The 10,798-nt window shown below is 67.6% G+C and carries 11 protein-coding genes; 2 read left to right on the top strand and 9 right to left on the bottom strand.

Annotation, left to right across the window (positions count from 1 at the left end):
- Positions 1–43: 43 nt before the first annotated feature.
- From GTH33_RS13240 to GTH33_RS13210, 7 genes are read right to left on the bottom strand one after another with little or no spacing between them, the layout of a single operon-like run.
- Positions 44–262, bottom strand: a complete 219-nt coding sequence (locus GTH33_RS13240; protein ID WP_163958789.1) for a hypothetical protein — start codon at positions 260–262, stop codon at positions 44–46.
- A 56-nt stretch (positions 263–318) separates the two neighbouring features.
- A complete protein-coding gene (locus GTH33_RS13235) occupies positions 319–1,578 on the bottom strand; it encodes an N-succinylarginine dihydrolase (protein WP_208403981.1) in 1,260 nt (419 codons plus the stop codon).
- A 5-nt stretch (positions 1,579–1,583) separates the two neighbouring features.
- On the bottom strand, positions 1,584–2,600 hold the full coding sequence (locus GTH33_RS13230; RefSeq protein WP_163958787.1) for an arginine N-succinyltransferase: 1,017 nt from the start codon (positions 2,598–2,600) through the stop codon (positions 1,584–1,586).
- The gene (locus GTH33_RS13225; protein ID WP_208403982.1) at positions 2,597–3,805 is read right to left on the bottom strand and encodes a hydrolase; all 1,209 of its coding nucleotides are present in this window, start codon (positions 3,803–3,805) and stop codon (positions 2,597–2,599) included. Before GTH33_RS13225 ends, GTH33_RS13230 begins: the two co-directional genes overlap by 4 nt.
- 47 nt (positions 3,806–3,852) lie before the next feature.
- Positions 3,853–4,779 (bottom strand): DUF481 domain-containing protein, encoded by a 927-nt coding sequence (locus tag GTH33_RS13220; protein WP_249054899.1) that lies wholly within the window; start codon positions 4,777–4,779, stop codon positions 3,853–3,855.
- Between the two features lie 47 nt (positions 4,780–4,826).
- Entirely contained in the window at positions 4,827–5,312 is a 486-nt protein-coding gene (locus tag GTH33_RS13215; protein ID WP_163958786.1) for an RNA pyrophosphohydrolase, read from the bottom strand.
- Complete coding sequence (locus GTH33_RS13210; RefSeq protein WP_163958785.1) at positions 5,309–6,310, bottom strand: alpha/beta hydrolase; 1,002 nt, start codon at positions 6,308–6,310, stop codon at positions 5,309–5,311. Before GTH33_RS13210 ends, GTH33_RS13215 begins: the two co-directional genes overlap by 4 nt.
- Before the next feature lie 55 nt (positions 6,311–6,365).
- Here GTH33_RS13210 and GTH33_RS13205 point away from each other — a divergent pair, with 55 nt between their 5' ends.
- Positions 6,366–7,262 (top strand): histone deacetylase family protein, encoded by an 897-nt coding sequence (locus GTH33_RS13205; protein WP_163958784.1) that lies wholly within the window; start codon positions 6,366–6,368, stop codon positions 7,260–7,262.
- Positions 7,263–7,310: 48 nt separating this feature from the next.
- The gene (locus tag GTH33_RS13200; protein WP_163958783.1) at positions 7,311–8,513 is read left to right on the top strand and encodes an SAM-dependent methyltransferase; all 1,203 of its coding nucleotides are present in this window, start codon (positions 7,311–7,313) and stop codon (positions 8,511–8,513) included.
- An 18-nt stretch (positions 8,514–8,531) separates the two neighbouring features.
- On the opposite strand, the gene GTH33_RS13195 is transcribed toward GTH33_RS13200, so the two are convergent.
- Both GTH33_RS13195 and purF read right to left on the bottom strand, forming a co-directional pair.
- Positions 8,532–9,239 (bottom strand): SDR family NAD(P)-dependent oxidoreductase, encoded by a 708-nt coding sequence (locus GTH33_RS13195; RefSeq protein ID WP_163958782.1) that lies wholly within the window; start codon positions 9,237–9,239, stop codon positions 8,532–8,534.
- 9 nt (positions 9,240–9,248) lie between these two features.
- The gene (gene purF, locus GTH33_RS13190) at positions 9,249–10,736 is read right to left on the bottom strand and encodes an amidophosphoribosyltransferase (RefSeq protein WP_163958781.1); all 1,488 of its coding nucleotides are present in this window, start codon (positions 10,734–10,736) and stop codon (positions 9,249–9,251) included.
- Between the last annotated feature and the right edge of the window lie 62 nt (positions 10,737–10,798).

The raw sequence follows: 10,798 nt of genomic DNA, 5'->3' as shown, positions 1-10,798 counted from the left end.
CACGCTACCAAAGGAAGCGACGAACTTATCCTTGGGGGCGGTTCTAGTTCTGCTGCCGCCGCTCGACCGCATCGAGCAGGACACCGCCCACCATGAACACCGCGATTGGGCAACATGCGAACAGCAGCCAGCCGCCATAGCCGGGATATTGCTGCAGATAATGGACGCCCCGCTCGACCGCTCCGAGGCCGAGCCCGTAGATCACGAGGAACGCCTCGAACTTGGTCTTGATCGTGAAGAGACGTCTGATCCGGATCCACATGCGCTGATGCAAAGCAAAGTACAGGCCAGTCGCGAAAATCCGCCGTTCGCAAGCTATCAGTATTGGTTAATCGTCAAGTAACCCGACAGGTCCAGCGCCTCCAGCAGTCGGTCATGGGCAATCGCGATATCGCGCGCGAGCGCGGGATCGCCGAGCGCGTTCGGTTCGATGGCCGCGGGCCACCACCGCTGGACCACCTCACCGATCGCATCTAGCTTGCCATCGTCGACCAAGAACCGGGAATCGACCGTCGCAGGGTCGGCGACGACCCGCAGCCGCAGACAGGCCGGACCGCCACCGTTCGCCATCGACTGGCTGACGTCGACCGTCTCGACACGGCGGATCGGCCCGTTGCCGGCGCGATGGCGTTCCAGCCAGCCCCACACCGCGTCATTGGCCCGGGCCTCGGCCGGCACGATCAGCGTCGGGCCGGCGGCCGTCGTCACCAGCTGCGCGTTGAACAGATAGGATGCGATGGCATCGTCCAGGCTGACCTCGCTTGCCGGCACCTCGACGATCTCCACCTCGGGCAACAGGCGGTAGAGATCGGCGTAGAAGCGCGCCTTGTCGACAAAGGCTTGCTCGTGCGCGAACAGGACGCGTTCGTTGGCGACCGCAACGACGTCGTTATGAAACGCACCGGCCGCGACCGCCTCGTCCGATTGCTGGACGAATAAAGTGCGCCCCGGATCGAGCCGGTGGGCGCGGGCGATGGCTTCGCCCGACTGGGGATGCTGCCGCGCCGGAAAGCGTCCACCGGGCAGCGTGTACACGAACACCTCGATCCCCGGCGCGTCGTGCGACCTCGCCAGTCGCATGTGATTCGCTGCCCCTTCATCGCCGAACGGTGGCGGCACCGGTCCGTGCACCGCAAACGCATCGTTCGAAAACGCGGTCCTCAGCTGCGCCAGCGTTTCCGGCCATTCGTGGCTGCGATGCGGCATCGTCATCAGGTTGGCGACCGACAGATGGCAACGCCGGTCCGCGGTATCGGGTGCGGGCGAAACGGTCGCCGCATTCGCCGCCCACATCGCCGATGCGGACATCGCCTGTGCCTGTAACAGCGGCGATGCATCGTCGAAGGTCGTGCTCAAGGCACCAAGCCAGCGATGGTTGGGCCGACGATGCGGCAGCAGGATACCCTGCACCAGTCCGGCCGCCAGATTGGCGCGCATCTTGTCGAGCCCCTGCAATGCCGCGGCCCGCGGATGCGACACCAGTCCCGCATGGGCCGTCGCCGCCAGGTTGCCGGCCGACAATCCCGCATAATTGTGGCTTGGCCCGACGATCCCGTCGAAATTGATCTCCGTCAGCATGGCCGTCACCACCGTGGCACGTGGAGCACCACGTCGTCCTCGACGACCGCCAGCGTATCTGCGCATGCCCGCGAAAGGACGATGCCGTCGCCCGCCTCGCGCACCATGCCGAAGGCGCATCGAAAGTCGTCGAGCCGGCCGACCGCCACCAGCGATTCGGTACCGCCATCGCCGTCGATCGCGACGATGGGATGTTCGCGCGCTTCCGCGATCGATCGGACTTTGTCGGTGCGCGCCGTCATCGTCGGTCCGCCGTCGAAGATGTCGACATAATTTTCGTAGTGGAACCCCTCGTTCTCCAGCATCCGCATCGCCGCGCGGCCGCTCGGGTGGGGCAGGCCGATCGCGGATCGTGCGGCTTCGGACAGCATCGCCGTATAGATGGGATGCTTGGGCATCAGGTCGGCGATGAATTGATGGCCATTGGTCGCATTGAACTGGTCCGCGTCCTGGAAATTCATGCCGAAGAAGCGTCCGGCCAGGCCGTCCCAGAACGGCGACCCGCCCGCTTCGTCGATGATCCCGCGCAATTCGGCAAGGATGCGGTCGGCAAAGCGCGCCCGGTGCGCGCGGATGAACAGGTAGCGGCTCCTCGCGAGCAGCAGGCCGAGGCCGCCGGCGCGTTCCCCCGGATGCAGGAACAGCCCGCCGACCTCGCATGCCCCCTCTAGGTCGGTGGTCAGCGCCAGCATCTCGGCGCGAAACGTCCGCTCCAGCTCCTTGCTGTGCTGGGTCAGCGTCCCGAGCCGATAGCTGTAGAAGGGATGCTGCTGCCCGACCTGCGTGAACAATTGGCAGGTGCCGCGCACCTCGCCGGTCGCGGCATTCTCCAGCATCAACACGAACAATTCGTCGCTGACCAGTTCCTCGTCGCGCGCGAAGGCGGCGCCGCTGCGGTCGAGCTTCGCCGCGAGCGCCTTGCGATCGGGCGGGAGGTTGGTGAACCCGCCCCCGGTCAGCTTCGCCATTTCATACAGGTGCTGGAGGTCGCTGGCGCGGGCGGCCCGGATGCGGAATGTCATGGCCGACCCCTGTCGATGATGCGGCTGATCGTGAGCGCCGACAATGCGGCGCGTTCGGCAAGGCTGTCGACGATCATGAATTCGTCGGCGGAATGGATCGCGCCACCCCGCACGCCCATCGTATCGACCACCGGCACGCCGGCAGCGGCGATGTTGTTGCCGTCGCACACCCCGCCCGTCGCCCGCCAGCCGATGCTCATCCCCAGGTCCGCACCCGCGTCCGCGACCAGTCCGAACAGTCGTTCCGCACCGGCGTCGAGCGGCTTGGGCGGACGGTTGAAGCCGCCATGCACCTCTATGGCCACGTCATGCGCCGCCGCGATGCCGGCGACGGCGTCGTCGATCGCCGCGCGCGCCCGGACGATCTCGCTGGCCGCCGCAGGGCGAAAGTTGACTCGCAGGATGGCGAGGTCGGGGACGACATTGTTGGGGCCGCCGCCGTCGATCCGTGCGGGATTGACCGCCAGCCCCGGCCCGCGCGCATCGGCCAGGCGCACCGCCAGGGCGGCGGCCGCCACGATGGCGTTCCGGCCATCGTCCGGATTGCGGCCGGCATGCGCGCTGCGCCCCCGCACCACGATCGAGAAATTGCCCGTGCCGCCACGCGCGCCCGCCAGCGTACCGTCGGCGAGCGCGGGTTCGTAGGTCAGCGCCGCGACCTTGCCCGCCGCCGCGCGGGCAAGCAGCGCGCCCGATGACAGGGACCCGGTCTCCTCATCGGCGTTGATGACGACCTCGTAGCCGAGGCGCGCCCCCTCAGGCCGGCGTTCGATCGCACCCAGCGCGGCCAGCATCACCGCCAGCCCGCCCTTCATATCCGCGGTGCCCGGCCCGTTGATCGTCCCGTCATGGCGGGCGGTCAGCGTCTGGAACGGGTGATCGACCGGGTAGACGGTATCCATATGGCCGGTGAACAGCATCTGCATCGGCGCATCCGGGCGGACCACGACATGCAGGTGGCGCCCGTGTTCCAGCGTGCTGACGCTGCCGTCCGCGCCGACCGCCTGCACCGGCTCGGCCTCGATGAGGTCCAGCGTCCCGGGCAAGCTGGCAAAGGCCTCCGTCAGCAGCGCCGCCATCCGCGCCACGCCCGCCAGATTGCGCGTACCGCTGTTCACCGCAGACCAGGTTTCGACCTGACGCAGCATCGCTGCCTGATCGACATGGTCGACCAGCGCCTGCTCGTTCGTAGACAATCCTCTCATCGCGCCGACGCTAGACCAAGCGACCGGCGGGGGGAACCGCGCAGCGCCTAGAAGCTGTAGACGAGCGATGCCCGACTGGTCGTGTCGGTCGATACGGATCCTACCGGCGGCATGCTTTCATACTGGACGTTATAGGACAGCGCCGCCGACAACGGTCCGATCAGCTTCGCGTTCACCGACGTCGTACCGCTCAGCGTCGAATTGGAACTCTGGACATAGGCTGCGGCATTCTGCGTGACCGACAGGCCGGGCAGCAGTTTCCAGTTGAACGCCAGCGTGCCGCGGCCGGCGACGTTGCTTTGCTCCGTCTGATCAGTGAAAGCCGTCTGACGGAATGCCGGGCCGAGTTCGACGTCCAGTCGAATTTTGGGCGACTTGATCGCGCTGTAGCCGACACCCGCGGATGCGGAATAGCGATTGTAATAACCTAGGAACCGATCTGCTTCATATTGCGCGGCACCATAGACGTAGAGACGGTCGTCGATCTTGTAATTGGGTTCGTAGCTGGCGAGGTAGTGCTCGCGCGTCGTGATGTTGGCGTTTTCCTGATAATCCGCCTGCGCGTGGAACTTGTGGCGCCATTGCAGCCCCTCGCGCGTCAGGTCGAGCACGGCCGCTCCGCCCTTGCTGTCGGTGTTGCCGGTGGTGATGTAGCCGCCCAGTTCGGCGCGGCCGCTCCACAGGTCGAACATGCTCGCCTGGCGGATCGTCGTCTGCCGCGCCTGCGCGCGGTCGTTGCGCCACTTCTGCGCGATCGCCAGCACCGCATCCGCACTCGCCGGATCGGCGAGGCGGGCATATTTCACCACGACCGACACATCGCCGTCGTTGCCGCTTTCGATCGCCGAATCGAGCATCGACCGGATCGCGGCGGGGATCGGCACCCGGCTGTCGTCGGGCGCATCGTCGGCCGCCGCATTGGCGAGGAGGAACGGGGCCAGCAGAGCGGCGATCATGGGGAGGAGGGCACGCACGAACGTGGCTCTACCGGCTGAGGCCGTACAGGAAACCCCAAAATCGCTCAGGTCGTTTCGTCTGCGGCGAGGTGAGGCCTGAATGCGGCGAGCACGGCCTCGTACAGCGCCCGCTTGAACGGCACGATCATGGCCGGCAGGTCATCCGGATCGCTCCAGCGCCAGGCGCGAAACTCCTGATGCTCGGTCGCGATGTCGATGTCGCTGTCCTCGCCGAGGAACCGGAACAGGAACCATCGCTGGCGCTGCCCACGCCATTTGCCCTTCCAGACCTTGCCGATCATGTCCTCCGGCAGATCGTAGAACAGTTCGTCGGGCGCCTCGGCGATCAGCGTGATGTGTTCGGGCGCGACGCCGGTTTCCTCGCCGAGCTCGCGGACCGCGGCGGCATAGGCATCCTCGCCCGGATCGATCCCGCCCTGCGGCATCTGCCACGCCTCCAGCGTCGAATCGATGCGCTGTCCGACGAACACCTGCCCGGCACGATTGACCAGCATTATGCCCGCGCAGGGGCGGTAGGGCAGGTCGCTCATGCGCCTGCCGCCTGCGCCACGACCCGTCCGGCGTCCGCCGCCACGATCGCGTCCTTCAACGCGGCGAGATAGCCGGCGACATCGCCCGCGCTCGATGGGATAGCTTTGCGCAACGTGACGAAGCCGTGCACGTTGCCGACCGCCTCGCGGAATACGACCGGCACACCCGCCTGCACCAGCGCGGCGGCATAGGCCCGGCCCTGATCGCGAATGGGGTCGAGGCTGGCGGTGACGATCACCGCCGGCGGCAGGCCCTGCAGCCGCCCGACCAGCGGCGAACCGCGACTGTCGGCGATGTCGGCGGCGTAGGCGTCGGCGAACCACAGCATGGTATCGCGGGTCAGCAGAAAGCCGTCTGCGAATTCGTCGAACGACGGATAGGGCTTCGACGTGTCGGCGGCGGGATAGATGGGGGCCTGCACGATTACCGGTACCGCCGCGGGCCGATCGCGCAGGTCCATCGCCGCGACGATCGCCAGCGTGCCGCCGGCGCTGTCGCCGCACAGCACCAGGCCGGTGACGCGGCGGTCCAGTTCCGCCGGGCTCTGCGCGACCCAGCGCGCTGCCGCCTCGCAATCGTCGGGTGCCGCGGGCCAGCGATGTTCCGGCGCCAGCCGATAGTCGACCGACACGATCGGCACGTCGAGCACCCGCGCCATCTCGGCGCAGAAGCCCGCGTGCGTATCGAGATTGCCGATCACGAAACCGCCGCCGTGGAAGAAGACCAGGGCAGGGCCCGGCTCGCGCGTTTCGCGTGCGTCGAACAGGCGCGCGGGGATCGCACCGGCCGGTCCGGGAATGGTCAGGTCGCGGGTCACCGCCACGTCGCCGATGGGCAGATCGGCGACATCCTTCATCGCATGATACACCTGCCGCGCCGCGTCAGGCGTCATCTGGTGCGTGCGCGGCCCGGGCATGGCATTCAGATAGTCCAGGAAGCCGCGCACGTCCGGGCGGACGAACGGCAGGGGTGGAGTGGCGGACGGCGTATCGGTCATGCGGCTTTCTCCGGTGGCGCTTGGGCGGCGCCGGTCGGCACCCTAACTAGGTGACGTGATCGCGATCGTCCATCATCCCGCCTATGTCGCGCCCGCGCCGGCGCGCTCCACCTATCGCTGGAACAAGAACGGCCTGATCCGCGACCTGCTGCGGGCGGAGGGGGACCGCGTCGCCTGGCATGTTCCCGATCCGATGCCGCAGGCGTGGCTGGAGGCGGTGCACGATCCCGATTACGTGGCCGAGGTGCTGGCAGCGCGGGTGCCGCCCGCCAAGACCCGCCGCATCGGCTTTCCGGTGACGCCGGAAGTCGCGGCCCGCGCGCAGGCGGTACCGGGCGGGACCTGGCTCGCGGCACATCTCGCGCTGGAACACGGCTTCGCGGCCAACACGGCGGGCGGCAGCCATCATGCGCTCGGCGACACAGGTGCCGGCTATTGCGTGTTCAACGATCTCGCCATCGCTGCGGTACGGTTGATCGAGGAGGGGACCGTCGACCGGCTGGCGGTGGTCGACTGCGATGTCCACCAGGGCGACGGCACCGCCGCGCTGCTCGCCGGACGGCCGGGCATCGCCACCTATTCGATCCATGCCGAAAAGAACTTTCCTGCTCGCAAAGCTCGCTCAACGCTGGATGTGCCGCTGGCGGACGGGCTGGATGACGATGCCTATCTCGCCGCGCTGGCGGACAGTCTGGCGCCGTTCCTTGCCGAACACCGGCCGCAACTGATCCTCTACCAGGCCGGCGTCGATCCCTTCGCCGGCGATCGCCTCGGTCGATTGTCGTTGACCCTGGATGGCCTCGCCCGCCGCGAACGGTTGATCGCGCGCCTCGCCGCCGGTGTCCCGCTCGCGAGCACCGTCGGCGGCGGTTATGGCGACGATGCACTGGAGATCGCCCGCCGCCACGTCGCGGCCATTCTGACGCTCGGCGAGGCGTTCGGCGCAGGCTGACGGGCCGGATCGGAACACCGGGCCTTTCCCAACACTGAAAGCTGCGGCATGAGCGCGCCCGACATGCCAGGGGACACATTACAGCACCGCGTGCTCGCGCCCGTTTTTCACCGGTTCCTCGACCGGATCGATGCCGGGCTGGAGGCTGGCGGTATCGAGGCGCGGCTGCCCGACGGCACCCACCGCTTGCTCGGCGGGCGCAGGCCCGGACCGGTACCGATCGTCAGCCTGCATCGCTGGCGCGCGCTCACCCGGCTGGCGACCGGCGGATCGGTCGGCTGGTACCGCGCCTGGGCGGACGGCGACTGGTCCAGCCCCGATCCCGTGCCGCTGTTCGACCTCTTCATGCGCAATCGCGTCGCCCTCGCCGGCACCGCGCGGGCAGGGGGGCTGTCGAAGCTGCTGCTGCGCGGCTGGCACGCGCTGCGCCACAACGATCGCGACGGTTCGCGCCGCAACATCGCCGACCACTACGACCTCGGCAACGATTTCTACCGCGAATGGCTCGATCCCGGCCTGACCTATTCCAGCGGCATCTTCGATCCCGGCGATACGCTGGACACGGCGCAGGACCGCAAGCTGGCCGCGATCCTCGCCCGCACCGGCACCGCGCCCGGCGATACCATACTCGAAATCGGCTGCGGCTGGGGCTCGTTCGCCGCGGCGGCGTCCGCTGCGGGACGCACGGTCCACGCGCTGACCCTCTCGACCGAGCAGAAGGCTGCGGTCGATGCCCGGCATCTGCCCGGCGTCACCGTATCGCTGACCGACTATCGCGACGTCGCCGGCCGCTTCGATGCGATCGCTAGCATCGAGATGGTGGAGGCGGTCGGTCAGGCCTATTGGCCGATCTATTGCGACACGCTGGCACGCCTACTGAAACCCGGCGGCCGTGCCGCGATCCAATATATCAGCATCGCCGACGACGTGTTCGAACGCTATGCGCTCGGGGTCGACTTCATCCAGCGCTATGTGTTTCCCGGCGGCATGCTGCTGTCGGAGAGCCGCTTTCGTGCGCTCTGCGAGGCGCGGGACCTCGCGTGGACCGATCATCACAGCTTCGGCCTGGATTATGCCCAGACGTTGCGCCACTGGCGCGAACGGTTCGACAACGCCGATCAGGCCGGCCGCCTGCCGGAACGGCTCGATGCCCGCTTTCGCGACCTGTGGCGCTATTATCTGATGTACTGCGAAGGCGGCTTCCGCGGTCGCGGCATCGATGTCGCGCAGGTGACGCTGGTCAAGCGCTGACCGGCGTCCAGCCCGGCGTCATCCCACCCGCTCGCGGTGCCCCGCGGTAAAACCGGCGATCGCCAGCGCGACGATCCGTTCCGCCACCGTCTCGGGCGGCTTCACCGATGCCGGGTCTTCTCCCGGATAGGCGCGGGCGCGCATCTTGGTCCGGGTCGCGCCGGGATCGACGATCGCGGTGCGGATGCCGCTGATCTCGCTCGTCTCGTCGCCATAGGCGTCCAGGATCGTCTCGAACGCCGCCTTGGACGCGCCATAGGCCCCCCAATAGGCGCGCGCGTTGCGCCCGACGCTGGAGGTGACGCCGATCACCTTGCCCGCCGATGCCTTGCGCAGCATCGCGTCGAACGCCTGGATCATGGCGACCTGTGCGCTGACGTTCAGCGTCAGCACCTGCGCCAGCTCCTTGGGATCGATCGCCGGCACCGCAGCGAGACTGCCGAGCATGCCGGCGTTCAGCACCAGCACGTCCAGCGCCTGCCAGCGTTCGCCGACCGCCGATGCCAGCCGCGCGATGCTGTCGGTCTGCGTCAGGTCGAGCGGGGCGATCGTCGCCGATCCGCCGGCATCGAAGATCGTCTCCTCGACGCCCTCCAGGTCCTTGGCGGTGCGGGCGGTGAGCACGACGTGTGCGCCCGCCGCGCCCAGCGCGATGGCGGTGGCGGCACCGATGCCGCGGCTCGCGCCGGTCACCAGCGCGAGTTGGTCTGCAAGTGGCTTGGTCATGATCGGCGCTTAATTGACCCGCTCGGCGAGCATTGCGAACTGGTCGACCGCGACGCTGTCGTCCTGGTCGGTCAGCGAGGTCGGATAATCGCCGGTGAAGCAGGCATCGCAATATTTGGGGCGGATATCCGCACGCTTCGCCTCGCCCAGCGCCTTGTACAACCCGTCGATCGAAACGAACGCCAGGCTGTCGGCATGGATGAAGTCGGTCATGCCGCCGACGTCGTGCTTGGCGGCGAGCAGCTTGGCGCGCTCCGGCGTATCGACGCCATAGAAACAGCTGTGGCGGGTGGGCGGCGAGGCGATGCGCATGTGCACTTCCGCCGCGCCCGCATCGCGCATCATCTGCACGATCTTCAGGCTGGTCGTACCGCGGACGATCGAATCGTCGACCAGGATGATGCGCTTGCCCTTGATGAGCGCGCGATTGGCATTGTGCTTCAGCTTCACGCCCAGGTGGCGGACCTTGTCGCCGGGCTGGATGAACGTGCGGCCGACGTAATGCGACCGGATGATGCCGAGTTCGAACGGGATCCCCGATTGCTGCGCATAGCCGATCGCCGCCGGCACACCCGAATCCGGCACCGGGATGACCAGATCGGCCTCCACCGGCGATTCGATCGCCAGCTGCGCGCCAATCTCCTTGCGCACCGAATACACCGACTGGTCGCCGGCGATTGAATCGGGACGGCTGAAATACACCCATTCGAAAATGCACGGCCGCGGTGCCATCGGTGCGAAGGGACGGATCGACCGGACGTCCTGCCCGTCGGGCCCGTTCTGCACGATGACCAGCTCGCCCGGCTCGACCTGCCGTTCGAAGGTCGCGCCGCACACGTCGAGCGCCACCGTCTCGGATGCGAAGATCACCGCGCCGTCCAGCTTGCCCATCACCAATGGCCGGATGCCGAGCGGGTCGCGGCACGCGATCATTCCCTCCGGCGTCATCACGACGAGGCTGTAGGCGCCCTCGATCTGCTTCAGCGCGTCGATGAACCGGTCCAGCAGCGTGCGATAGTTGGACGTCGCGACCAGATGGATGATCGTCTCGGTATCGCTGGTCGACTGAAAGATCGACCCGCGCCGGATCAGTTCGCGGCGCAGCTTCATCGCGTTGGAGATGTTGCCGTTATGCGCCACCGCAAAGCCGCCGCTCGCCAGCTCGGCATAGAGTGGCTGGACGTTGCGCAGCGCGGTCTCCCCGGTGGTCGAATAGCGGACGTGGCCGACCGCATAGTCGCCGGGCAGCGACCGGATCACGTCGTCGCGGTCGAAATTGCCGGCGACGTGGCCCATCGCGCGATGGGTGTGGAAATGATGACCATCGAAGCTGCTGATGCCGGCGGCCTCCTGCCCCCGGTGCTGCAACGCATGCAGGCCGAGTGCCACGAGCGCCGCAGCGCTGTCGCTGCCGGATATGCCGAACACGCCGCACTCTTCGCGCAGCGTGTCGTCCCCATCGTCAGGGTCGGAATGGAAAGGATGGGTCGTCAGCATGGTGGCGGGGGCTCACGTCGTGGCGGTGGCCATATAGGAACGCATTCCGCGTTTGTCGCCTC

The sequence above is a fragment of the Sphingomonas insulae genome (assembly GCF_010450875.1).
Classification (GTDB): domain Bacteria; phylum Pseudomonadota; class Alphaproteobacteria; order Sphingomonadales; family Sphingomonadaceae; genus Sphingomonas; species Sphingomonas insulae.
The sequence above is the reverse complement of the archived record's forward strand: the minus strand, read 5'-3'. Positions and strand labels throughout refer to the sequence as shown.

Excerpts from the sequence above, each read along its gene's own strand:
- GTH33_RS13240 (WP_163958789.1), bottom strand. The coding sequence starts at position 262 with ATGTGGATCCGGATCAGACGTCTCTTCACGATCAAGACCAAGTTCGAG.
- GTH33_RS13235 (WP_208403981.1), bottom strand. The coding sequence starts at position 1,578 with ATGCTGACGGAGATCAATTTCGACGGGATCGTCGGGCCAAGCCACAAT.
- GTH33_RS13230 (WP_163958787.1), bottom strand. The coding sequence starts at position 2,600 with ATGACATTCCGCATCCGGGCCGCCCGCGCCAGCGACCTCCAGCACCTG.
- GTH33_RS13225 (WP_208403982.1), bottom strand. The coding sequence starts at position 3,805 with ATGAGAGGATTGTCTACGAACGAGCAGGCGCTGGTCGACCATGTCGAT.
- GTH33_RS13215 (WP_163958786.1), bottom strand. The coding sequence starts at position 5,312 with ATGAGCGACCTGCCCTACCGCCCCTGCGCGGGCATAATGCTGGTCAAT.
- GTH33_RS13210 (WP_163958785.1), bottom strand. The coding sequence starts at position 6,310 with ATGACCGATACGCCGTCCGCCACTCCACCCCTGCCGTTCGTCCGCCCG.
- GTH33_RS13200 (WP_163958783.1), top strand. The coding sequence starts at position 7,311 with ATGAGCGCGCCCGACATGCCAGGGGACACATTACAGCACCGCGTGCTC.
- GTH33_RS13195 (WP_163958782.1), bottom strand. The coding sequence starts at position 9,239 with ATGACCAAGCCACTTGCAGACCAACTCGCGCTGGTGACCGGCGCGAGC.
- purF (WP_163958781.1), bottom strand. The coding sequence starts at position 10,736 with ATGCTGACGACCCATCCTTTCCATTCCGACCCTGACGATGGGGACGAC.